The sequence below is a fragment of the Sphingomonas sp. IC4-52 genome, from assembly GCF_020707225.1.
Classification (GTDB): Bacteria; Pseudomonadota; Alphaproteobacteria; order Sphingomonadales; family Sphingomonadaceae; genus Sphingomonas.
Genome location: NZ_JAJFEU010000002.1, coordinates 464051 through 486851, shown reverse-complemented (window position 1 = coordinate 486851; position 22801 = coordinate 464051). Strand labels below are relative to the sequence as shown.

The 22801-nt window shown below is 66.0% G+C and carries 19 protein-coding genes; 6 read left to right on the top strand and 13 right to left on the bottom strand.

What is annotated here, in order from left to right; translation table 11 throughout:
* Positions 1–5: 5 nt before the first annotated feature.
* From LK535_RS08760 to LK535_RS08750, 3 genes are read right to left on the bottom strand one after another with little or no spacing between them, the layout of a single operon-like run.
* Positions 6–389, bottom strand: coding sequence for a YdbL family protein (locus LK535_RS08760; RefSeq protein WP_415837113.1), 384 nt, complete (start codon positions 387–389; stop codon positions 6–8).
* On the bottom strand, positions 389–565 hold the full coding sequence (locus LK535_RS08755; protein WP_415837117.1) for a YnbE family lipoprotein: 177 nt from the start codon (positions 563–565) through the stop codon (positions 389–391). The genes LK535_RS08760 and LK535_RS08755 overlap by 1 nt, the downstream gene beginning before the upstream one ends.
* 41 nt (positions 566–606) lie before the next feature.
* Positions 607–3735, bottom strand: coding sequence for an intermembrane phospholipid transport protein YdbH family protein (locus LK535_RS08750; RefSeq protein WP_227771504.1), 3129 nt, complete (start codon positions 3733–3735; stop codon positions 607–609).
* Between the two features lie 153 nt (positions 3736–3888).
* Between LK535_RS08750 and radC the strand changes: the two genes are divergently transcribed.
* Positions 3889–4581: a RadC family protein gene (radC, locus tag LK535_RS08745; protein ID WP_227771503.1), complete on the top strand. Its 693-nt coding sequence runs from the start codon at positions 3889–3891 to the stop codon at positions 4579–4581.
* An 18-nt stretch (positions 4582–4599) separates the two neighbouring features.
* Here radC and LK535_RS08740 read toward each other — a convergent pair whose 3' ends face one another.
* Both LK535_RS08740 and uvrC read right to left on the bottom strand, forming a co-directional pair.
* Positions 4600–4791 (bottom strand): hypothetical protein, encoded by a 192-nt coding sequence (locus LK535_RS08740; RefSeq protein ID WP_227771502.1) that lies wholly within the window; start codon positions 4789–4791, stop codon positions 4600–4602.
* A gap of 54 nt (positions 4792–4845) precedes the next feature.
* A complete protein-coding gene (gene uvrC, locus LK535_RS08735; RefSeq protein ID WP_227771501.1) occupies positions 4846–6765 on the bottom strand; it encodes an excinuclease ABC subunit UvrC in 1920 nt (639 codons plus the stop codon).
* A 170-nt stretch (positions 6766–6935) separates the two neighbouring features.
* On the opposite strand from uvrC, the gene LK535_RS08730 reads away from it, so the two are divergent.
* Positions 6936–7283 (top strand): hypothetical protein, encoded by a 348-nt coding sequence (locus LK535_RS08730; RefSeq protein ID WP_227771500.1) that lies wholly within the window; start codon positions 6936–6938, stop codon positions 7281–7283.
* 52 nt (positions 7284–7335) lie between these two features.
* On the opposite strand, the gene LK535_RS08725 is transcribed toward LK535_RS08730, so the two are convergent.
* Together LK535_RS08725 and LK535_RS08720 are read right to left on the bottom strand one after the other, a co-directional pair.
* On the bottom strand, positions 7336–9039 hold the full coding sequence (locus tag LK535_RS08725) for an amidohydrolase (protein ID WP_227771499.1): 1704 nt from the start codon (positions 9037–9039) through the stop codon (positions 7336–7338).
* Entirely contained in the window at positions 9036–9875 is an 840-nt protein-coding gene (locus LK535_RS08720) for an NAD(P)-dependent oxidoreductase (protein WP_227771498.1), read from the bottom strand. Before LK535_RS08720 ends, LK535_RS08725 begins: the two co-directional genes overlap by 4 nt.
* A gap of 173 nt (positions 9876–10048) precedes the next feature.
* Between LK535_RS08720 and LK535_RS08715 the strand changes: the two genes are divergently transcribed.
* Positions 10049–11293, top strand: coding sequence for a threonine ammonia-lyase (locus LK535_RS08715; protein WP_227771497.1), 1245 nt, complete (start codon positions 10049–10051; stop codon positions 11291–11293).
* Positions 11294–11473: 180 nt separating this feature from the next.
* A complete protein-coding gene (locus tag LK535_RS08710; RefSeq protein ID WP_227771496.1) occupies positions 11474–12247 on the top strand; it encodes an arginyltransferase in 774 nt (257 codons plus the stop codon).
* A gap of 4 nt (positions 12248–12251) precedes the next feature.
* Here the strand turns inward: LK535_RS08710 and LK535_RS08705 are convergent, their stop codons facing one another.
* From LK535_RS08705 to LK535_RS08685, 5 genes are all read right to left on the bottom strand, one after another.
* Entirely contained in the window at positions 12252–13049 is a 798-nt protein-coding gene (locus LK535_RS08705) for a transglutaminase family protein (protein ID WP_227771495.1), read from the bottom strand.
* Positions 13049–13984 carry an alpha-E domain-containing protein gene (locus tag LK535_RS08700; protein WP_227771494.1) on the bottom strand — a complete coding sequence of 312 codons (936 nt, stop codon included), beginning with the start codon at positions 13982–13984 and terminating at the stop codon, positions 13049–13051. The genes LK535_RS08705 and LK535_RS08700 overlap by 1 nt, the downstream gene beginning before the upstream one ends.
* A gap of 82 nt (positions 13985–14066) precedes the next feature.
* Complete coding sequence (locus LK535_RS08695) at positions 14067–15548, bottom strand: circularly permuted type 2 ATP-grasp protein (RefSeq protein WP_227771493.1); 1482 nt, start codon at positions 15546–15548, stop codon at positions 14067–14069.
* A 163-nt stretch (positions 15549–15711) separates the two neighbouring features.
* On the bottom strand, positions 15712–16314 hold the full coding sequence (locus tag LK535_RS08690; RefSeq protein ID WP_227771492.1) for a thioredoxin family protein: 603 nt from the start codon (positions 16312–16314) through the stop codon (positions 15712–15714).
* A gap of 19 nt (positions 16315–16333) precedes the next feature.
* Positions 16334–18364 (bottom strand): protein-disulfide reductase DsbD family protein, encoded by a 2031-nt coding sequence (locus tag LK535_RS08685; RefSeq protein ID WP_415837116.1) that lies wholly within the window; start codon positions 18362–18364, stop codon positions 16334–16336.
* A 46-nt stretch (positions 18365–18410) separates the two neighbouring features.
* On the opposite strand from LK535_RS08685, the gene LK535_RS08680 reads away from it, so the two are divergent.
* Entirely contained in the window at positions 18411–20078 is a 1668-nt protein-coding gene (locus LK535_RS08680; RefSeq protein ID WP_227771491.1) for an alkaline phosphatase family protein, read from the top strand.
* Between the two features lie 100 nt (positions 20079–20178).
* Here LK535_RS08680 and LK535_RS08675 read toward each other — a convergent pair whose 3' ends face one another.
* Entirely contained in the window at positions 20179–21117 is a 939-nt protein-coding gene (locus tag LK535_RS08675) for a right-handed parallel beta-helix repeat-containing protein (RefSeq protein WP_227771490.1), read from the bottom strand.
* 213 nt (positions 21118–21330) lie between these two features.
* Here LK535_RS08675 and LK535_RS08670 point away from each other — a divergent pair, with 213 nt between their 5' ends.
* The gene (locus tag LK535_RS08670; protein WP_227771489.1) at positions 21331–22758 is read left to right on the top strand and encodes an aldehyde dehydrogenase family protein; all 1428 of its coding nucleotides are present in this window, start codon (positions 21331–21333) and stop codon (positions 22756–22758) included.
* Positions 22759–22801: the final 43 nt, after the last annotated feature.

Here is a 22801-nt window from a genome sequence, read left to right as displayed (position 1 = left end):
GAAGGTCAGACGCAGCGCGGATCGCGAGTCGGCGCACCGGCGCCGCGAGTCGCCCATTCGCCCGATGGCGTGCGATACTTCTCCCCGGCCGCCGTCTGCTGAATGAGATTGCAGCCGCTGGTGAAGGCGAGCTGCTCCACCGTCGCACCGGAGGCCTGCGCCTTTTGCGTGTACGCGGCCTTTCGCTGGATATTGATCGCGTTCACCAGCGCGCGAAGCTCCGCGGAGCCGGCACCAACCACACCAAGATAGCCGTCCGGCTGCTCGCCAACCTGGCCAGCCGCCCGCGCGGCGGCGTAAGCAGGGTCGCGCTGCGCCCAGGCACTCGCGGAGATACCGGTCAGCGCCAGCGCCCCGGCCGCCATCAGCATCGCCTTTTTGGTCATCATCAGAAAATCCCCGGATTCTGCTTGATCAGCGACTTCGCCTCATTGTCGAGGCGATACACCACTTCCTGCGTCACGCTGATGTTGAGGTTGATGACAATCGGCTTGTCCGGCGCAGACACATTCACGCACGCGCCACTCGCCAAACTGAGGCCAATCACCGCCACCCTCTTCACCATCGCAAAAGTCGTGCGCCCCTGATGCTTCGTCAATGTTTCGCTCATGGCATATTCTCGCTTGCGGGGGGCTGAATGGTGGGCGGAGCAGCGCGCTTGTTCTGCTCCTCCAGCAAAGCAGGCAGGTTGCGCTCCACCAGCCGTTTGGGATCGTAGAAGGACGCGGCCGTATCGATAAGACCGCGGAATGGCGCCTTGATGCGGACGTTGAAGACAAACGGCAGCCGCTGAAGACGCCGGACCAGAAAGTTCGACTTGGCCCCTTCCCCCTGGCTGATCCCCGCGAAACGTACCTCGGTGATCATTTCGCCTGCGAGCGGGCCATTCATTACCAGCTCAAGGCTGCGATAGCGTAGCGAGCGAAGCGCCTGGAACGCGATATTGCCCCAGATCCCCAGATCCTCTTCGGTCAGATCGCCCAGATAGGCCAGCGTGCCGCCGCCCTCGCGGACGACCAGCCGGCCATTCTCGACGCGGCCACCGGACTGATCGAACACCATGGGCAGTTCGCCATCGAACACGCCCGTTGCATCCAGATTCTTGAAGTCGAACTGCTGTAGGAACTGCCGCGCCTCGACACCGTCAGCGCGGAAGGTGAGCCGCCGCGCCTGCGGCGAGGAGAAGTCAAGCAAGGTCGGCTGCAAGGTCAGCGTGCCGCCGCCGAACGGCCAGCGGGCGCCCTTCACCGCGATGCGCAGATCGCGCAGCAACTGATATTCGATCCTGCCGTCGGTCACGGGAACGCCGGGATTGATTTCGGCGACGGTAGCGATCTGGGCAGGTGCCGATTCGAGTGCCAGAAGGTCGGTGAAGTGCACCTCCCCCTTGATGCCGGTGACCGGGCCGAAGGCAGCGGCAAGATCCGTGTCGTTGGTGCCAAAGGTACCCGTGGAGGTGACGCCCTGCGGAGACCAGGCAATGTCGCCGCGGCCCCGCACCGTGCCGTGCACATCGGCGATGACGCCGAAGGTCAGTCTGGTGAGCTCCTCCGGCTGGAACCCGTCACCGAAGGTGATGCCCGGCACCGCCAGATGAGCCGCGCCCTCGCCACTGGCGAGCGCATGGCGGATCGTGACGTCCGCGACCTTCACGTTCTTGGCTGGGGCGCGAAGCGTGCCCTCAGCCGTGATCACATTGTTGGCGAGCCGCAGGGTGACGCCGCGCGCATCGAGCGGATTGAACCGCGTGCTTTCGGCTGCGTCGGCAACATGCAAAGCGCCAGACAGCGCCAGAACGCCGTTGGCGAACTGCCAATCGCCACGCGCGCCGGACAGCAACAAGGGCACGTTGCCTATCTGGCCGGCGCCCTCCGTGAAGTCGCCCGCAAGCGCACCATGGCCGCCCACCCGCCCGTCGAGCCGTCCGAAATCAAGCCGGGTCACGCTGCCCGGACGGCCGAGCCGCGCCGCAACTTTGTTCAGCGTGAAACCGGCATCGGCGTGCCGCCAACGTACCCCGGCAATCGTCAGCCCGAGTGGCGATCCGCCGAGCGCCCCACTCAACCGCACACCACTGGCCTGCACGCCGCCTGCGACCTTGCCGCCGTCGATCCGCAACAAGGCGCCGTCGAGCGGACACACGTTCAGTTTCGCCGGCCGCAAGTGCAGCCCCGAAACGGATAGAAGGCGGAAGCTGGCCGGCACGCACGAGGGATTGACGATCAGCTTGCCGCGGTCAGCGCGCACGTTGAGCGGCAGCTGTAGCGCCTCCACCCGTCCCGACCCCAGTGGTCCGGTTAGCGTTGCGACAGTAGCGAGGCGCCAGTCGCCGACTGGTGAAAGGGCAAAGCGGGCCGGCGCAAGTGCGAGACTCGCGCCATCAGCGACATAGCGCGCCAGCGTCGCGGTCCCAAGCACCGGCACCCCGGCGCGCGCTTGCGCAAGATCGACGCGGCCGGTCGGAAGGCCGCCGCCGCCAAACCGCAGGCTGCCGTCAGCGCGAAAACCGCCGCTCTCGCCGAGCACTAATCCCTGACCATCCCCGAAGCTGGCCGAGGCGCCCGAGCGCGCCTCCATTGTCATCGCACGCACCGTCAGAAGCGGCCGGCCCGCTGCCGAGCCGAGCGCCATTTCGCCGCCAACGTCGAAGTCGGTTGCGGCAGCTGCCAAGGCGCGCGCTGCCGCATAGGCCAGCGGCGCTACCGGGGTGCCTGCCGCCGCACCGGCCGCTTCACGCAGCCGCGCGCGGGAGGCGGGATCAATCGCCATGCCAAGACCCTCGACCCGGCCCGCCGCGAGCGCGCGTCCCGACGCAACACGCCAGGTGCCGGCAAAGCTCACGGCCCGCCCGCGCACTCCCATCGCGTTAAGCGCTTCACCCCGAAGCTGCGCATCGCCCTCGGTCCGTGTCGGAGCGCCGGTGAAACTCAGCTGACCGCTCAGGTTCGCCAGCCGGACGCCAGTGGCGGCGATGACACCGGTCTGCATGGCGGCAGATCCCTGCCATCGATCAAGAGCCGAACTCAGTGCCACATCCACCCGCGCCTGTGGCGCCGCCACCGTTGCGCCATCACAATTGAGCGCTTGCAGCCGTACGGGGCCAGTGAGTTTCGGCGCTGCGTCGCGGATGGCAATCTCCAGCAGCGCGGTGGGGCGGCGAAGCTGGCAGCCGCCCAGGCTCATGTCTCCGCTGGTCATCGCCAGGGTGCCCCGAAAGCCATCGTCCAAACGACCGCGGCCCACCAGCTTGAGCCCGACGACACCGAAAGGCGTGGTGAGCCGCATGCGGGCATCGTCCACCGACAGGTCAATCTGCGGCAGGGCGAACGGCTTTCCCGAGGGCGCCGGCATCAGGCGATCGAGCGCGCCAAGTGAAAGGCGCCCGTCCACCAGACGTCCGCGCAATCGTACCTGCCCGGCCCGAACGGCGTTCAACGACGGCCTACCGCCGACCACCGACATGCGGGTTTCCACCCAATCGGCCACCAGATCCGGATTTGCGGGATCCCCGATGACCACGTTCGTCAGCCGTTGCCGCTGAAAGCCGAGATCCTCGATCCGGTATCGGGCCGGCACACCGCTGGCGGCAAAGCTGCGGTCGATGAAACGCGTCGCGATGGGAATACGGCTGAGCCACAGCACAATGAGCAGCGCCGCGCATATGACAATCAAGGCAAACAGCACCCGCGTTCCGGTCACCCGGCGCGGCCGCTTTTCCTCGTCTACGACCGCCACCTCACCCCTTCCGAACCGCGGAACGGCGATTCTCCTACGGGCTCGCCGCGCCAGTTGGAAGCGGTGGCGCCGCTCGGGCGCGGCAAGCAGGGGCCGCCGGGCAGGACGAGAGATGATTGCACTGTGCCTGCCCCCAGCCTAGCCATGCCAGCCATGGCCGACAGCGATCCCAACGCGACCGACAATCACGGCCATCGCGCGCGGCTGCGCAGCCGCTTGCTCTCGGGCGGCGGGGAGGCACTGCTCGATCATGAGCTGATCGAGTATCTGCTCGCCTTGGCCATTCCCCGGCGTGACACCAAGCCACTTGCCAAGGCGCTGTTGCGCGAATTCGGCGGGATCGGCGGGTTGCTGACGGCAGATGCCGAGGCGCTGATGCGCGTGTCCGGAATGGGCGAGACCAGCGTGGCGGCGATCAAGATCGCGCAGGCTGCCGCGCTCCGCCTGCTTCAGGGGGAGGTCGCGGCACGGCCGGTGCTCGGCAACTGGCAGTCGCTGCTGGACTATCTTCATGCTGACATGGCGCATCATGTGATCGAGCGGGTGCGGGTCTTGCACCTCAACAGCCGCAACATGCTGATTCGTGACGAGGTGATGAGCGAAGGCTCGATCGACCAGGCGCAAGTGCATGTGCGCGAAGTGATCCGCCGCGCGATCGACCTTGGATCCGCCGCTATCATTCTGGTTCACAATCATCCGTCGGGGGATCCCTCCCCCAGCCGCGCCGACATCGAGATCACGCGGGCGATCGTCGATGCCGGCAAGGGGTTGGGGATCGCGGTGCATGATCACCTGATCGTCGGCACCAGCGGCCATGTGAGCCTGCGCGCCAAGGGGCTGATGTAACTGCGCAAGCGGCAGCGCTTAATGCCCGGCTTCCTTCTCCGCCTTTTCCTCGGCCGCCGTTTTGGGCTCGGACATTTGTGGCGGCTCCGATGTGATCATCGACCCTTCAAGCGCAATGTCGAGCTTCGCGTCCTCATCAAGCGGATTGCCGTCGGCATCGGTTTCGGCGAGCGGATCGGTCTGCGCGGGATTGAGGGGGGGATTGGGCATGATGGTCTCCTTCCCCCCATCAACGGGGAAGCCGGCCCGCCCGTTCCGCCCCGCTCATTTCGCGTGGTAGAAGTCGTACACCTGCTGTGCGACGCCGGCACTGACGCCCGGCGCCTTCTGCAGATCGGCGAGGCTGGCGTTGCGCACCGCCCGCGCGGTGCCGAAGTGCATCAGCAGCGCCTTCTTGCGCGCTGGGCCGATGCCGGGAACCTCGTCGAGCGGGCTCGCCCCCATCGCCTTGGCGCGCTTCTCGCGATGCGCGCCGATGACGAAGCGGTGCACCTCGTCGCGTAGCCGCTGGAGGTAGAACAGCACCGGCGAGTTCACCGGCAGCGTCAGCTCGCGGCCATCCATCAGGTGGAACACCTCGCGCCCCTCGCGGCCGTGGTGCGGGCCCTTGGCGACACCGACCAGGCACACGTCCTCGATGCCGAGATCCTCGAGCACCGCCTTGGCGGCGTTCAGCTGCCCCCGGCCGCCGTCGAGCAGCACCAGATCGGGCCAGTTGTCGCCATCGCGATCGGGATCCTCCTCGATCGCGCGGGCGAAGCGGCGGGTGAGCACCTCGCGCATCATCGCGAAGTCGTCGTCGGTCGCCGCCTGCTTGATGTTGAACTTGCGATACTGGCCCTTGCGGAAGCCCTCCGGCCCGGCAACGACCATCGCGCCGACCGCATTGGTGCCCTGGATGTGGCTGTTGTCGTACACTTCGATCCGCTGCGGCGGCTCGGCGAGCCCGAACAGGTCGGCGACCTCGCGGTTGAGCTTCGCCTGGGTCGTGCTTTCGGCCAGGCGGCGTTCGAGCGCTTCCTTGGCGTTGCGGCAGGCCTGTTCCATCAGCCGCTTGCGCGTGCCCCGCTGCGGCACTTCGATCGACACCTTGCGCCCGGCCTGCGTGGTCAGCGCCTCCGCGAGCAGGTCCGCCTCGGGCAATACGCGATCGACCAGCACCGCCTTGGCCGGCGGCACTTCCTCGTAGAATTGCATGAGGAACAGGGTCATCACCTCTTCCTCGGTGACGTCGGCGGTGTGCGCGGGGAAGAAGCTGCGGTGGCCCCAATTCTGGCCGCCGCGGATAAAGAAGGCCTGGATGCCGATCACGCCCTCATGGCTGGCGAGCGCGAAGATATCCGCATCTCCCACCCCTTCGGCGTTGATGAACTGAGTGCCCTGAATGAAGGTCAGCGCGCGCAGCCGGTCGCGCAGGATCGCGGCCAGCTCGAAGTCCATCGCCTCCGCCGCGGCTTCCATCTGCGTGCCCAACTTCGCCTGAACGTCGGTCGTCTTGCCGGCGAGGAACTTCTTCGAGTCCGCGACCAGCTCGTCATAGCCGGCCTTGTCGATCCGGCCGACGCAGGGCGCCGAGCAGCGCTTGATCTGGTACAGCAGGCACGGCCGGTCGCGCGTCTTGAAAAAGCCGTCGGTGCAGCTTCTGAGCAAAAACAGTTTCTGCAGCGCGTTCAGCGTGTTGTTAACGCTGCCTGCGCTGGCGAAGGGGCCGTAATAATCGCCCTTGGCGCGCCGCGCGCCGCGATGCTTCTGGATGCGCGGAAACTCGTGATCGGCGCGCAACAGGATGAAAGGGAAGCTTTTGTCGTCGCGCAGCAGCACGTTGTACGGCGGGCGATAGCGCTTGATCAGCTGCGCCTCGAGCAGCAGCGCCTCCGCCTCGTTGTTGGTCGTGACGATGGTCATCGACCGGGTCTGCGACACCATCCGCTGGAGCCGCTTCGACAGGTTGTTGATCTGCGTATAGTTGGTGACGCGGTTCTTCAGCGCGCGCGCCTTGCCGACGTACAGCACGTCGCCCTTGGCATCGTGCATCCGGTACACGCCGGGCTTCAGCGGGAGCGTACGGACGACGTTGCGGATCGCGGCGACGCCAGCCTCCAGATCGGGCTGGTCGCTGCCGCGGATCGCGAATGTCGCTTTCTCTTCATTGAACCGGTCAGGCGGGCCGTAGGAACCTTGCATCGTGTCGGCGATCTAGGGGGGAACGCCCTGTATTTGAACCTCTCTTGCCGCCTTTCATCGCGGATCACATCGCGATGGATGATCGGCTCACGTAACAGGCGAGCCCACCGGCGCGGGGTATGAACGGGCCATGCTGGGAACGACGGCGCGGCCAAAGGTGTTGAGCGCGCATGACCCAGAAACGCGACAGCAACGGCCGCTTCAAGGCCGATCACCGCCAGCGGAACGTCGCGATCGGCGCCGCAACGGCCATTGGTGCGATCGCCACCGGCCTCGCCAGCGCGATCCACTTCGGCTTGTTCGACCGGTTCTTCACGCCCCAGGACGGGCACCGCGTTCCCGATCTGGAGGGCGACAAGCACCCCGGGCCGAATGATCGCGCGGTCGACCATTTCCGCCCCGATCCAACCGCGCCGGTGCCGGAGTCCGAACGCGAGGCCCTGCGTCCCGCGACAGGGCCGGCGCCGGGCTTCGCGGCGAACCGAGGCGACATGCGCAGCGAGCCCTCGCCTACCTGACGCTCAGGGGGCGGTTGCGAGCCCGCAGCGGCGGGCCGCGGTCGGCCCTCGCCTATTTGGCGGGGGCCTTCACCCCGCCCGCTCGGTCAAACACCTTTTCACCACCCACCCAGGTCTGTTCCACCCGGATGGTCCGCAGCGCCATCGAGTCCGCGGCCAACGGATCGCGGTCGACGATGATGAAGTCCGCCTTCTGCCCAGGGGCGAGATTACCGAACTTCTGCTCAGCGAAGCCGGCATAGGCAGCGCCGCCTGTAAATGCCCACCAAGCCTGTTCACGAGTCACCGCTTCCTCGGGGCGCCAGCCACCTGGCGGCTGTCCCTGCGCGTCCTGCCGCGTGAATGCCGCTGCCCAGCCATCCCATGGATCAGGCTTCTCTACGGGAAAGTCGGATCCGAACGCGAGCTTGCCGCCATTCGCCACCACCGACTTCCATGCATAGGCACCCGCCAGACGCGTCGGCCCGAGCCGCGCCTCCGCCATTGTACGATCCCCGGTCTGGTGCGTCGGCTGCATCGACGCGATGGTGCCGAACTTGCCAAAGCTTTTGAGATCGGCCGGATCGACCACCTGGGCGTGCTCGATCCGCCAGCGGCGATCGCCGTTGTACGTCTCGCTCAGCACCTGAATGGCGTCCAGCACCTGCGCATTGGCCTTGTCGCCAATCGCATGAACCGCGAGCTGGAAGTTATCCATTGCCGCACGGCTCATCTGGTTCTGGAGCTGCGTATCGGTGAGGAAGCTCAGACCCTTCTCATTCGGCGCGTCCGCGTAAGGCGCCTTCAGCACGGCACCGCGGGATCCAAGCGCGCCATCGAGGTAAATCTTCACGCCGCCCATGCGCAGGCGATCGCCATAAAGCCAGGGGGTCGGCCCCTTGCCGCCGATCCGGCTCGCCGTTTCGACGCCTGCGGCGTAGCTCATGATGCGTACCCGAAGCGCGCCAATGTCGGCCATGCGGCGATAGCTCAGCCAGTCGTCCACCGTGGTGCCCATATCGGCAACCGCGGTGATGCCGTTCGCCAGCAGCTTCTGCTGCGCCTCCAGGAAGGCGGCGTCCCGCTCCTTGGGAAGCGGCTGCGGCACGGCGCGTTCGACCAACTGCATGGCAGCATCGACAAACACGCCGGCCGGCGCATTGCCTGCCTTTTCGATCCGGCCTCCAGCGGGAGCGGCGGTGGCGGACGTCACGCCGGCTTCACGCATGGCCATGCTGTTCGCCCAGCCCGCGTGACCGTCTGCCCGCTCCAGCCACACCGCGTGTCCGGACGCCACATCATCCAGATCCGCCGCCGTCGGGAAGCGACCAAGCCCCCATGCTTCCTGGTTCCAACCCCGCCCGGTGATCCACTTGCGATCCGGATTGGCGCGGACATAGGCGGCTACCATCGCCTTTGCCTCGTTCAACGAGCGAGCGCCGGAGAGGTCGAGCGACAGCGCGCCAAAGCCAAGCCCCATGACATGGCCATGCGCATCGATGAAGCCGGGCAGCAGTGTCTTGCCGCCCATGTCGATACGCCAGTCGTAGAGCGGCTTTCCGGCGTTCTTCTTCAGTTCGCGACGACTGAGCTTCGGCGGCTCCTCGCCGGGAGGGATCAGCCGGGTGACCTTGCCGGCCTGATCGATCAAAACCGCCTTGAACCTGATCACCCGCCCGTCAGCCGTCGGGGCGATGCCGTTGACGTTGTCGACGATGCCGTCAGCGGTGGCCGGCGACGCCAAAAGCGCGGTTGCGAGAAGAAGAGCCCGCTTCATCGTGGCAGCCTCCGCACCAGCGCGCTCGTATCCTGCCGGCCACCGCCCATCTTCTGCACCTCAGCATAGAATTGATCCACCAGCGCCGTCACCGGGAGCGTCGATCCGTTGCGCTTCGCCTCGTCAAGCGCGAGGCCCAGATCCTTGCGCATCCAGTCGATCGCGAAGCCGAAATTGAACTCATCGGTGGTCATCGTCGGCCAGCGATTCACCATCTGCCAGCTTTGCGCCGCGCCGCCCGATATCGCCTCGAACACCTTGTTGAGATCCAGCGCGCTCGCCTGTGCGAAACGGACCGCTTCGGACAGGCCCTGAAGAACGCCGGCAATGCAGATCTGATTGACCATCTTGGTTTGCTGACCAGCGCCAGCCGCGCCGACGTGCACGATCCTGGCCGCATAGGCCTCCATGACGGGTCGTGCGCGGACAAATGCGGCCTCGCTCGCACCACACATGATCGACAATTGGCCCTTTTCGGCACCGGCCTGGCCACCAGAAACCGGCGCGTCGACGCAGAGCGACCGGGCGGCAGCCAATTTGCGCGCGATGTCCGCGGATACCGTTGTATGATCGATGAACACGGCGTCGTCGCGCATGGCCGCGAAGGCGCCCGCGTCGCCCAGCGTGACGCCGGCAAGATCAGCATCATTGCCGACGCACGTGACCACCGCATCCGCATCCCTTGCAGCCTCGGCCGGCGTGTCCGCCACGGCAAGGCCAGTCGCCTCCGCCTTGGCCCTGGTACGATTGTAAACGGTGACGTGATGGCCCGCCCGCGCCAGATGAGCGGCCATCGGGGCGCCCATCACGCCCGTACCAATGAAAGCGATCTTCATGGTCGAAGCGGATAGGGGCAGTTTGCACGCGGCGCCAGATGGTCCTAGGACGCGTCATCGAACCTGGATCAATGATCCCGTTCGGGCTGAGCCTGTCGAAGCCCTGCCCTTCTTCGCCGAAGAAACGACAGTTGTTCGACAAGCCCCGTGCGAGCGGCTTGGGACCTTTTCTTATGGCGACTGCGGTGCAACCGACGACTGACCTCCTGCCCGTCAACATCACCGACATCCGTGCCGCTCATGCCCGAATTCGTGATTCGATCGTGCGCACCCCGACGCTGGTCAGCAAAACGCTGTCGGCGCTGGCCGGCGCGACCATTTACCTGAAGTTCGAGAACCTGCAGTTCACCGCTGCCTACAAGGAGCGCGGCGCGCTCAACACGCTGCTGCTGCTGGATGCGGATGCCAAGGCGCGCGGCGTAATCGCCGCTTCGGCCGGCAATCACGCGCAGGGCCTGGCCTATCACGCAAACCGCCTGGGCGTGCCGGCAACGATTGTGATGCCGACCACCACCCCCACAGTGAAGGTGGTGCAGACCGAAGGGCACGGCGCCACGGTGGTGCTCCACGGCTATACCTATGACGAAGCCTATGCCCATGCCCGCGTGCTGGAGGCGGAGCGCGGCTACACGTTCGTCCACCCGTTCGACGACGCCCGCGTCATCGCTGGCCAGGGCACCGTCGCGATCGAGATGCTGGATGAAGTGCCGACGCTCGACACGCTGGTCGTCCCGATCGGCGGCGGCGGGCTCATCTCCGGCATGGCGACGGTCGCGCGCGCCGCGAATCACCCGATCGAGGTGATCGGCGTGCAAGCCGAGCTGTTCCCGTCCATGTACAACAAGCTGCGCCATACGGAGCTGCCGTGCGCGGGCGACACGCTGGCCGAGGGTATTGCGGTGAAGCAGCCCGGCGGGCTGACGGCGCAGATGGTGGAAGCGCTGGTGGACGACATCGTCCTCGTCACCGAACGCAGCCTGGAGGAGTCGGTCAGCCTGCTGCTCCAGATCGAGAAGACCGTGGTTGAAGGCGCCGGCGCAGCAGGCTTGGCGGCGGTGCTGGCCAACAAGGAGCGTTTCGCCGGCAAGACGGTGGGCATCGTGCTGTGCGGCGGCAACATCGACACCCGCCTGCTCGCCAACGTCCTGCTGCGCGATCTCGCCCGCTCCGGGCGGCTCGCGCGGCTGCGCATTCGCCTGCAGGACCAGCCCGGCGCACTCTATAATGTCGCTCGGATCTTCGATCAGGAGCGGGTCAACATTCTGGAACTTGCCCACCAGCGGATCTTCACCAACCTTCCTGCCAAGGGCCTGAGCCTTGATGTCGAATGCGAAACGCGGGACCGGGCGCACCTCGATCGCCTGCTCGCCGCGCTGGACACGGCGGGATACGAAGTGCGCCTGATCGAGCTGGCATGACCGCGCGCTCGGATTGACCCAATTCGGGTCAGTCCGGCGGCATGGCAATTCGTGACTAGTCGCTTGTCCCCGAAAACCGCCGGAACCATCTGTGCGGCGGCTTTTCAGCGCTGAAGGCAGGTTCCATATTCGTAGCCGGGACGCGATCAACCAACGCGTCGGTCTGGGGATGTACCGGCGGTGACTGCGCCTTTTCGCTTTCCACGTTTCTTCGTGACCAGCCCGGCGCCCTGCCCGTACTTGCCCGGCCGGCAGGAGCGGAAGGTGTTCACCGAACTGTCCGGGCCGCACGCCCATGAGCTGAACGACGCGCTGGGCCGCATCGGCTTTCGCCGCAGTCAATCGGTCGCCTATCGCCCATCCTGCGTCGGCTGCACGGCGTGCGTCTCCGTTCGGGTCGTCACCAGCGATTTCGAGGCCAATGCGACTCAGCGCAAGCTGGTCCGCCGGAACGACGATCTGGAGATCACCGCCTGCCGTCCCTGGGCGACGGACGAGCAGTTCCAGCTGCTGCGGCGCTACCTGGGCCAGCGTCACCCTGGCGGCGGCATGGCGGGCATGGAGGAGCAGGACTATGCCGACATGGTCGAGCATTCGCCGGTCAATTCCGTGGTCGTCGAATATCGCGAGCCGACCCTCGATGGTCGGCCCGGACGATTGGTCGGCGCTTGCCTGACGGACCGGCAGGCGGACGGCCTGTCGATGATCTACAGCTTCTTCGACGCGGAGCCGGGTGCGCGGGCGGGCCTCGGCAACCTCATCATCCTTGATCACATCCTGCGCGCCCGCGCGGCGGGCCTTCCCTACGTCTATCTCGGCTATTGGGTGAAGGGCGCTGCCCGCATGGCGTACAAGACGCGCTATCGGCCTCTGGAAAAGCTGGGGCCGCAAGGCTGGACCCTAATGGAAGACGCCGAACTGGCCCCCATCGCGGAGACCAGCGAACTCGCCTGACGGATCAGTCGTCGCTCTGCACGGTGACGTCGACCTCGAGCCGCTCCACCCCTTCGCCAAGACGTGATCCGGCGACGGGGGCTGCCCCGGCAGCATCAAGCGCGATTGCCACCCGGACGTGATGTTCCTCCGGTGAAAGACCCAGCCAGGGATCGAAGGCGATCCAGCCGAGATCGGCGACATATGCTTCGGCCCAACCGTGCGGCGTTGGACGATGATCGCCGGCGAGATCGCAATAACCGGAGACGTAGCGGGCCGGCGCGCCCACCGCACGTGCCGCCGCGATGAACACCTGAGCCATGTCGCGCGGCGTGAGCGCTTTCAGCGCGAATGCCTCGGCCGCGGTGCGACCATAAACCGGGCGGCCGCAATCATCAGCGAAGCGCGCGCGCACGGCACCATTCAGCCGGTGAAGCGCCGCAATGTCCCTGCCGCCGCCTTCCTCCTCGGCAAATGCGGCAAGAGCTGGATCCGCCGCCGTCGTGGGGGTGGTTCGCAGGAAGAAGCGGGGCGGCAACAATTCGGCGGCGCCGTGCAGAACACCGCTGGAGGAGCTGGTCACCACTTCGCCGGACACAGTCAGCTCGATGCGCTCGATCGCCCCCTCGCAATACAGCATGGTCGTCGCATTGCCGAAGCCGTCGCGATGCCGGGTCATTCGGGCATCGCAATCCACCGCTATATGCCAGTCCGCAACCGTCTGGTCATGCGTTTCGCCCGGCGTCATCCGCAACAGCTGGACAATGCGGCCCTGCGGCGCCGTGAACGCATAAACCGTGCGATGGTCGATCGTTAGCCGCATCAGTGGAACTTGAACTGGCGGGCAATGGCCGCATGCAGTTGATCGTTCTCGACGATCAGCGCTTGCAGATGCTGGTGCAGGCCCGACAGGATCACATCGCTACTTCGGGTCTTCGCCGCGCGCGCGTGCCGGCTGCGGGCCATGCGGTCAGCCTCGCCGTTGGTGCCAGTACGCCGGGCGAGTTGAGTCAGCACTTCCGTCACCTCCTCGATCGCGCCCGCGACGCTGCGCGGCAGCTCGCTTCGCGCCAACAGCAGATCGATCACGTTCGCCGGCACCAGACCGTCGTTGTAGAGCCAACGATACGCCGTGACCGCAGATACGGTCTGAAGGATGGTGGTCCATTGATCGCGATCCACCGTGCCGCCGACCTGCTCGCCCTCCGGCAGAAGCAAGTGATATTTCACGTCGAGAAGCCGCGCGGTATCGTCCACACGCTCCGTCGCCTGCCCAAGGCGGATGAACAAGGTGGTCTGGTTGCGCAGCATTCGGTGCAGCGCGCCCTCGAAGCCGCGGGTTTCCGCCTTTACCGCATCGACCAGGGCGAGCGTACGGTCGGGATCGCCACGGCTCACCCGCTTGTCGAATACCAGCCAGGCGCCGTTGATGGCCGACCAGGATTCACGCGTCAGCGCCGTGCGCACTGCCCGGGCGTTCATCCGCGCCATGTCCAGGCAGCGAACGATTGAGCCGGGATGTGACGAGTCGCTGGTCAGGAACCGCGACACGGCCTCCCGCGTCAGGCTTGCGCCCGTTGCCTTGAACGCCTCTTCCGTATCCGTCACCGTCAGCGCCGATTGCCACGCGGCCTCCCCAGCAGGACGGGCGGACAGCACGTCGAGGCGGATCGTCGCCTCGACCAGCCGGGCGATGAAATCGGCGCGCTCGATATAGCGGCCCAGCCAGTAGAGCGATGAAGCGGTGCGGCTCAGCATTGGCCGGCGCCAACCACCAGCGAGCCAATCCCAGCGGAGTGCTTCATCTTCTGTGCCGTATCAATCGGGAGCAGTGACGCGATCACAGGCTCTGCTCCTGCGTCATCCCGTTCTCGCTCATGGTCTGGGTCTGCCTGTTGCCGCCATCCAGCAGGACGAAACTGTCCTTGGTACCGCCACCCTGCGAGGAGTTCACGACGAGCGATCCCTCGCGCAGCGCCACGCGGGTGAGACCACCGGGAACGACCTGCACGCCCTTGGCGCCGGTCAGTACGAAGGGGCGAAAATCGACGTGCCGCGGTGCAACGCCCGCGTCGACCAGCGTCGGGACGGTGGAAAGCGCCAGCGTCGGCTGCGCGATGTAGCGATGTGGCTCGGCCTCCAGAACCGACCTGAACGCTGCGATCTCGCTCTTGGATGCGGTGGGACCGACAAGCATGCCATAGCCGCCCGATCCGTCGACCAGCTTCACCACCAGCTCCTCCAGATGATCGAGCGTGTAGCGCAGCGCCTCCGGCTCCCGGCAACGCCAGGTCTCCACGTTGGGCAGCTTCGCCTCTGCGCCCGAATAGAAGCGGACGATTTCCGGCATGTAGCTGTAGATCGCCTTGTCATCGGCGATGCCGTTGCCGGGCGCATTGATGATGGCGACATTGCCCGCGGCATAAGCGGCGATCAGCCCCGGCACGCCCAACATGGAATCGGGGCGGAAGACCAGCGGATCGAGGAAATCATCATCCACGCGGCGGTAGATGACGTCCACTTTCACCCGCCCCGCGATGGTGCGCATATAGACCACATCGTCATCCACGACGAGGTCGGCCGCCTCCACCAGTTCGACGCCCATGGAATCGGCGAGAAAGCTGTGTTCGTAATAGGCAGAATTGTAGTGACCCGGGGTTAGCACCACGCAGGTCGGGTTCTGACTGCATCCGCGCGGGCTGACCGATCGCATCGTCTCCAGCAGCCGATCGGGATAGCTGTCCACCGCCGCCACGCGGAACTGGCCGAACAATTCCGGGCACAGGCGAACCATCGCCTCGCGGTTCTCCAGCATGTAGCTGACCCCGGAGGGCGTGCGGGCGTTATCCTCCAGCACAAAGAACTGATCTGGCCCGGTGCGCACCAGATCGATCCCGCAGATGTGCGCCCACACGCCATGCGGCGGACGAATGCCGACGATTTCCGGTCGGAACTGCGGATTGAGGAAGATCAGGTCCTCCGGCAGCACACCTGCCTTCAGGATTTCCTGCGCGCCGTAGATGTCATCGAGGAAGGCGTTGATCGCCTCCACCCGCTGAACCAGCCCTTCGGAGAGCCGCGCCCATTCGTCGGCGAGGAAGACGCGCGGGACAATGTCGAACGGGATGATCCGTTCGCTCGCGTCATTGTCCCCATAGACCGCGAACGTGATGCCGAGTTGCCGGAAAGTCGCTTCGGCTGCTTCCTGCCGGCGGCGCAGTTCGTCGGGCGGCGTATCGGCGAGCCAACGGGCCAAGCTTGCCAGTTCCGGCCGGCTGTTGCCGCCGTTGCCCATGATCTCGTCGAATGCCCGTGTCCCCATCAGACGGTTAACGCCTCATCGATCGTTTCGGATGCATGCTGCTGCAGATTGTTGCATCGCACAAGCATCCCCGCCGACATGGGGCAGTTCGTCAGATTTCAGCCCAGGCGACGGCTGGTTCGTTCGGCGGGTGACGAGGAACAGGCATTGCCCGCGTCGTGGGTCAATCTGCGTATTTCACGGAACACCCATAAGGCCGCGCCTCCGGCACCGAGACCTTCTTGCCTGCCTTCACCTCCGTCAGTGCCGCCAGCAAATGGTTGCGGGCAGTGGCGACGTCGGCCTTGTCGGCAGTCGGCTTGTCGTCGATCCCGCCCTGGTAGACGAGTTTGCCCGACGCATCGATGAGGTACATGTGCGGCGTCGTTTTCGCCCCATAGCCCTTGCCGACGCGGCCCTGCGGATCGAGGAGGTAGGCGGTAGGCTGCGCCTTGTTCGCAGCAACAAAGGCCTTGGCCTGTGCGCCGGTCATATGGCCCTGCTTGCCGGGCGCGCCGGAGTTGATCGTCAGCCAGACTGCGCCCATCGCGCGTGCCTTGGCCTGTGCCGACTGCATGTTCCCACTGTCATAATGCTTTTGCACATAAGGACAGCCCGGATTGTTCCATTCCAGCACCACCGGTTTTCCGCGGAACTGCGCGAGTGTGACGGCGCGGCCGTCGGCATCCATCAATCGGAAGTTGCCGGCCTGCTGCCCAGTGACCTGGTCGGCAGCGGCCGGACTGGCCACCAAGGCGGCGGCGGCGAACGGGACAAGCAGACGCATCCTTGCTCTCCTCAGTTATTCATGCCCCTTCCGGCAGGGCAGCGAGCATGCCGCTGGTTAGCAATTGCGGCAAGACCCGGGGGCGATCCGCGCCCTTGGGATACCAGAGGTAAAGCGGCACGCCGGCCCGATTGTGCGCCTCGATGAAGCGGCCGAGCGCGGGATCGCCATCTGTCCAGTCGCCGACCAGCACCGCCACGTTGCCGCCAGTGAACGCCTGCCGCGCCGCGTCCGTTTCGATCGCCGCCTTTTCGTTGACCTTGCACGTCAGGCACCAGTCGGCGGTGAAATAAGCGAACACGGGCCGCCCCTCTGCCCGAAGAGCGGCCAATCGCTGCTCGCTGAACGGCTCCGCGCCAGTGAGCGCAACCGCTTCTGCCGCAGCCGGCGCCTGCGGACGAACGACAACAGCCGCCGCAACCGCCAGCGCCAGTGCAGGCACGGCCGGCCACCACGCGCGCTCGCTCCCGGATTGCTGACGTCGACCCGTCCACCACAAACCAAAGGCGGCGAGCAGCGATGCGGCAAGCCCGATCGTCATCCCGTCCACTCCCGCCTGGCGGCCCAGCACCCAGGCAAGGGCCAACGCAGTGAGGAACATCGGCACCGACAGGATCCGGCGCAGCCGTGCCATCCATGGGCCCGGCTTTGGCAAGCGACGACGCAGCGCCGGCACGAAGCCGATTGCCAGAAACGGCAAGGCGATACCCAGCCCAAGACCCGCGAAGACAAGCAAGGCTGCCGCCGGCGGCAGCACCAGCGCCGCCCCCAAGGCCGCGCCCATGAATGGCCCGGTGCAGGGCGTGGCCACGAATGCCGCCAGCGCGCCAGTGGCAAAGGCGCCGCCGGTTCCCGAATGGCTCGCGAAGCGCGGGGTCGGCAATTCGAACAGCCCGGCAAGATTGAGAGCAATGCCGGTCACCAGCAGCAGCAGAACGCCGATTACGCGCGGGTCCTGAAGCTGGAACGCCCAGCCCACCGTCGCCCCCCCGGCGCGCAGGCCGAGCAGCAGACCGCCGAGCGCCAGGCAGACCAGCACCACCCCTGCAGTATAGGCCAAAGCCTCACGCCGGGCGGCGCCTTCCGTCTCCCCCGATCGCGCGAGGCCAAGCGCCTTGAGGCTGAGGATCGGAAACACGCACGGCATGACGTTGAGCAGCAATCCGCCCAGCAAAGCCCCGGCAAAGGCAAGCAATGCCCCGCCAACCGCAAAGCTCTCCTGCGGAGCGGCCGCTGCAGCGACCGTGCCGGGCGCGGCCGTCAACAGGAAACCACGCCCCTCACCAACCGCAAGCACCCCTTCGATCGGGCCGCTCGCCAGGCTGGTCGCCGGCTTGGTGGTCAGCGTGATGCGATCACCGTCCCGCACCGCTGTTTGGGCGGCGGCATAGTCCACCGCGCCGCCGGCCAGCGGGTAGAAGTAAATCTCCTTCGCGTCCGCACTGGCGGGAAATGGGACGGCTAGTCGGAACTGGCCGTCGGCTGCCTGCCAGGTCGCGGTCGATCCCAGCGGCCGCGGCAGCTTTTGCCGCCAGGTGTCGAAGCGGGCGCGGGTCGGGCCGTCCACGGTGCCATCGCCGACGGTCAGTTCGGTGGAAAGCGTCTGAGTCTCGGGCACGCAGATTTCGGTGGTGCAGACGAGATAGTCGATCTTCACTGCGATCGGCAGACGGGTGCCAGGTGTAAGCCCGGCCGGGATCTTGAGGTCGACCAGCTGAGCGAACGGCGCCTCATAGACGTAGTTCATCAGGCCGCCGACGATCAGCCGCTCCGGCACCGGATAGCGCAGCGCCCCGGCACTCACCCCCTCCGGCATCGTCCATTTCAGCTGGGTCTCGACCCCGGCGTCCCCCGGGTTCTGCCAATAACCGTGCCATTCCGGCTCCGGCCGCGAATCAAACGCCAGGGTCACCGTGCTGCCGGCGGCGGGCCGAGCAGTCTCCGGCACCAGATCGATCGCGACATGCCGCGTCTGCGCCGAGGCGACCGGCGCTAACAGCGCCAGCACCATGAAAAGAAACGCCGATAGCCACGCTTGCCTAGCCGCCATGGCGCAGACATACCGCGACCGCCCCTGCTTTGCACCAAGGTCTGTCATGAAAGCTCTGCTTGCCTCCCTGCTCGCTTCCATCGCGCTTCCGCTTACCGCTGGAGCCGCCGCCGCACAGGAGGCTGCGCTAGAGTCGGCGCAACCGGCCGCGCCGGCTGTCGCGACCACCCCGACCACGCCCCCGAAGCTGATCGTCGCCATTTCGGTTGACCAGTTTTCCGCGGACCTGTTCGCGCAATATCGCAATCGCTTCACCGATGGCTTCGCCCGTCTGCTGCAAGGCGCGGTTTTCCCATCCGGCTATCAGAGCCACGCGGGCACCGAAACCTGCCCGGGTCACTCCACCATCCTCACGGGGATGCGTCCGGGGCATACCGGCATCATCGCCAACAATTGGATCAACCAGAAGGCGCCGCGTGCCGACAAGGAAGTCTATTGCGCCGAGGACGAACGGATCCCGGGCACGGACCATAACAACTACAAGCCCTCCGACCTCCACCTGAAGGTGCCGACGCTTGGCGAGATGATGAAGGCTGCCAATCCGGCCAGCCGGGTCGTCTCAGTTGCGGGCAAGGATCGCGCGGCCATCATGATGGGCGGGCACAAGATCGACGAGGTCTGGTTCTGGGGCGGCAAGGACTTCATTTCCTATGACGGACGCGCAGTGCCGCCGGCGGTTCAGCGCGGGCGCGACGCCGTCGCCAAGCTGATCGCCCAGCCGCAGGAGCCGCTCACCGTTCCCGGCTTCTGCCGCCCGCTGATGCAGCCGATCCAGGTCGGCAATCAGACGATCGGCGACGGGCGGTTCGCGCGCGCTGCAGGGGATACCCGTGCCTTCCGCGCATCGCCTGCCCTCGATGGCGCGGTGTTCGCGATCGCTGCCGGCCTTATCCAGGACATGAAGCTGGGCCAGGGAAGCGCGCCTGACATCATTTCGATCGGCGCCTCGGCGACCGATTACATCGGCCATGGCTTTGGCCCCGGCGGCGGCGAAATGTGCCTCCAGATGGCCGAACTCGACAAGACGCTGGGCGGGTTCTTCGCGGTGCTGGATTCCTGGGGGCTCGACTATCAGGTGGTGCTGACCGCGGATCACGGCGGCCACGACATGACCGAGCGGCAACAACAGCGTGCGATGCCCGGCGAAAGCCGCGTCAGCGCGGACGTGTCTGTGAAGGCGGTCGGCGAAGCGATCGGCAAGCAGCTGGGGATCGCCGGACCGGTTCTCCTCGGGTCGGAAGGCGACATCTACATCGCCGATTCGGTGCCGGCCAACCGGCGTCAGGCGGTGATCGCCGAAGCCGTGAAGCGGCTCCAGGCATTCCCTCAGGTCGCCGCCGTACTGACACGCGAAGAAATCGCGGCGGCCACGATCCCGTCCGCGCCGCCGGAGACCTGGACGCTGGTCGAGCGGGCGCATGCTTCCTACGATCCGGAGCGTTCCGGCGACCTGCTCCTCCTGCTGAAGCCGCGCGTAGTGGGCATCGCCAAGCCTGGTCCGGGTTATGTCGCCACCCACGGCAGCCCCTGGGACTATGACCGCCGCGTGCCGATCCTCTTCTGGCGCAAGGGCATGGCAGGCTTCGAACAGCCGCAATCCATTGAGACGGTGGATATCGTGCCCACGCTTGCCGCGACGATCAAATTGCCGGTTCAGGGCCTCGACGGGCGCTGCCTCGATCTCGACAGCGGCCCGGGCGACACCTGCCGCTGATCAGAACGGCCGGGCGGCGGACGAATCCTCTGCCCGGCCATCCTTCAAAGTCCGACGCAACCACTCGGTTGGCGCCGGACTGAGCCGGTGCCGGCCCTGCTCAGGGATTGCGGACCTCATAGGCGCGCACGCCGGCGCCAAGCTGGTTCGCTCCCAAGGCCAAGCGCTCACCGCTGACGTTGGCGACGAAGGCCGGGCTTTTCGTCTGTCCGGGAGCAAGCGTCGCGACATTGTCGTGCACGCTCAACCCGGCGGATCGATATTTGCGTTGCTCCGCGGCGACCACGATCATGCCGCCCCAATTCTCCTTCTGTACGCCCTGGACGAAGGTGTTGCGCGCGATCTCTCCAATCGCGCCCTCAGGCAGGTCGATCATGTAGTTCGTGCGATTGCCGGCCGAATCGTCGAAGCTGTTGTCGGTGATCGTCACTCGCGGGACGCGCAGCTTCACATAATGGCCGCCGCGCCCATGTTCGAACCGGGAGTTCGTGATCGTCACGCTGCCGCGACTGGCGAGATAGATTGAGTGCGCGCAATCCTCCGTTTCGTGGCATTGCCCAAGCCCGGAGAAAGTGGAGCGATCCACCGTAACACTGGTCGGCTCCTCCGTTCCGCCCAGGATGCCTTCCTGGCTGTCCAGAAACATGGAATTGCGGACCACGAGGTCGCCGATTTCGATGCGAATGCCCGCGCCGTTGCCGTCGGGTACCCGAATCCCGCGAAAAACGAGGCCGTCCACCACCGAACCCGCGCCGCGCAGCACCAGTGCTGCCTTGTCCTCACACGCCCCTTCGAAAATGGCGCTGCCAGGCTTCACTGCCTTGAACGTCACCCGGCCGGCCTGCTGCACGGCGCACTGGCGGTACACGCCGGGCGCGACGAGCACCGTGAAATCCTGCCCACGGTTGGCCTGCAATGCCTCGTCCAGCGTCGCAAAGCCCTCACCAGTTTCCTGCACCACGAACGGGGCGCTTCCCTGCTGTCCATTCGCCGGCACGGCCGCCATCGCGATGGCGAGGAGGACGGGGGCGATACGCATAGGCAAATCCTTTCGCTTCGTCCTGGGCGTTGGCCGGCAGGTCGATCATCTCCATCCTTCCCTATCCGGTCCGCCGCCCGCGCGCCTGCCCGCAAGAGCGCGACATTGTCCCGTCGCGGCACGCTTCCCATGCGCCGCGTTTCCTGTTGCAACTGACTTAATCGAGCCGCACAAGCGTGCAGAAACACACGTCCAACTAGGCGGAGAGGCACAATGCAAAGCTATCTGAAGCAATATATCGACGGCGCCTGGGTCGACAGCGAAGGTGGCAATCGCCACGAGGTCATCGACCCCGCGACCGAGCAGGCCACCACCGAAATCACCCTCGGCACGGAAGCCGACGTCAACAAGGCAGTCGCTGCCGCCAAAAAGGCGTTCAAGACCTGGTCGGAATCGACGGTCGAGGATCGCATCGCCCTGCTCGAGCGGATCATCGCGCTCTACAAGAAGCGGATTCCCGATCTTGCCGCCGCCACCAGCCGCGAAATGGGCGCGCCGATCTCCTTCGCCAACATGGCGCAGGCCCCCGCCGGCCTCGGGCACTTCATGGGCACGCTGGCGGCGCTGAAGGAATTCAGCTTCTCGGAAGCAGCCGGCAAGGGCGCGCGCGTCGTGCATGAGCCGATCGGGGTGGTAGCGATGATCACGCCCTGGAACTGGCCGCTGAACCAGATTTGCGCCAAGGTTGCGCCTGCGCTTGCCGCCGGCAACACCATGATCCTGAAGCCGTCCGAAGAAGCGCCAACCAACGCCATGATCTTTGCCGAGATCCTGGATGAGGCAGGCGTGCCGGCAGGCGTGTTCAACCTCGTCAATGGCGATGGCCCGACGGTCGGCGCGGCATTGTCCGCCCACAAGGACGTGGACATGGTGAGCTTCACCGGCTCGACCCGCGCCGGCATCGCCGTGGCGACCGCGGCCGCCGCGACCGTGAAGCGCGTCCACCAGGAGCTGGGCGGCAAGGCGCCGAACGTCGTGCTCGAAGGCGCGAAGCTGGGTGAAGTGCTGCCGCCCACGCTGGCCGGCGTCATCGCCAACACTGGCCAGAGCTGCATCGCCCCGACCCGCCTCCTCGTTCACAAAAGTCAGGTGAACGAAGCGGAAGAGGTCGTGAAGGCGATCATGGAAGCGACGCAGATCGACAGCCCCGAAAAGGAGGGCGCGCACATCGGACCGGTCGTCAACAAGGCGCAGTTCGAGAAGATCCAGACCCTGATCCAGTCGGCGCTGGACGAGGGTGCGCGACTGGTCACCGGCGGCGTTGGCCGTCCGGACGGTCGCAACGCCGGCTATTACGTGAAACCCACGGTGCTCGCGGACGTGACGCCGGAAATGCGGATCTATCGCGAAGAGACGTTCGGCCCGGTCGCCACCATCACCACCTATGAGGATACCGATCAGGCGGTCGAGATGGCGAACGACACCGATTACGGCCTTTCCGCCACGATTTCGGGCGATCCGTCCGAAGCAGCCAAGATCGCGGGCAAGCTGCGCGCCGGCCTCGTCACGATCAATTCCTGGGGCCCGAACGGCGCAACTCCGTTCGGTGGCTACAAGTCCTCCGGCAACGGCCGTGAGGGTGGCAAATGGGGCCTGACCGACTTCATGGAAGTGAAGACCATCGTCGGCGAAAACGCCTGATTGGAAACCAACGACGGGCGCCCCTTCCAAGGGCGCCCGTTTT

Bases quoted from the DNA above. Each gene is read 5' to 3' on its own strand.
- LK535_RS08760 (WP_415837113.1), bottom strand. From the start codon at position 389: ATGATGACCAAAAAGGCGATGCTGATGGCGGCCGGGGCGCTGGCGCTG.
- LK535_RS08755 (WP_415837117.1), bottom strand. From the start codon at position 565: ATGGTGAAGAGGGTGGCGGTGATTGGCCTCAGTTTGGCGAGTGGCGCG.
- radC (WP_227771503.1), top strand. From the start codon at position 3,889: ATGGCCGACAGCGATCCCAACGCGACCGACAATCACGGCCATCGCGCG.
- LK535_RS08740 (WP_227771502.1), bottom strand. From the start codon at position 4,791: ATGCCCAATCCCCCCCTCAATCCCGCGCAGACCGATCCGCTCGCCGAA.
- uvrC (WP_227771501.1), bottom strand. From the start codon at position 6,765: ATGCAAGGTTCCTACGGCCCGCCTGACCGGTTCAATGAAGAGAAAGCG.
- LK535_RS08730 (WP_227771500.1), top strand. From the start codon at position 6,936: ATGACCCAGAAACGCGACAGCAACGGCCGCTTCAAGGCCGATCACCGC.
- LK535_RS08725 (WP_227771499.1), bottom strand. From the start codon at position 9,039: ATGAAGCGGGCTCTTCTTCTCGCAACCGCGCTTTTGGCGTCGCCGGCC.
- LK535_RS08720 (WP_227771498.1), bottom strand. From the start codon at position 9,875: ATGAAGATCGCTTTCATTGGTACGGGCGTGATGGGCGCCCCGATGGCC.
- LK535_RS08715 (WP_227771497.1), top strand. From the start codon at position 10,049: ATGGCGACTGCGGTGCAACCGACGACTGACCTCCTGCCCGTCAACATC.
- LK535_RS08705 (WP_227771495.1), bottom strand. From the start codon at position 13,049: ATGCGGCTAACGATCGACCATCGCACGGTTTATGCGTTCACGGCGCCG.
- LK535_RS08700 (WP_227771494.1), bottom strand. From the start codon at position 13,984: ATGCTGAGCCGCACCGCTTCATCGCTCTACTGGCTGGGCCGCTATATC.
- LK535_RS08695 (WP_227771493.1), bottom strand. From the start codon at position 15,548: ATGGGGACACGGGCATTCGACGAGATCATGGGCAACGGCGGCAACAGC.
- LK535_RS08690 (WP_227771492.1), bottom strand. From the start codon at position 16,314: ATGCGTCTGCTTGTCCCGTTCGCCGCCGCCGCCTTGGTGGCCAGTCCG.
- LK535_RS08685 (WP_415837116.1), bottom strand. From the start codon at position 18,364: ATGGCGGCTAGGCAAGCGTGGCTATCGGCGTTTCTTTTCATGGTGCTG.
- LK535_RS08680 (WP_227771491.1), top strand. From the start codon at position 18,411: ATGAAAGCTCTGCTTGCCTCCCTGCTCGCTTCCATCGCGCTTCCGCTT.
- LK535_RS08675 (WP_227771490.1), bottom strand. From the start codon at position 21,117: ATGCGTATCGCCCCCGTCCTCCTCGCCATCGCGATGGCGGCCGTGCCG.
- LK535_RS08670 (WP_227771489.1), top strand. From the start codon at position 21,331: ATGCAAAGCTATCTGAAGCAATATATCGACGGCGCCTGGGTCGACAGC.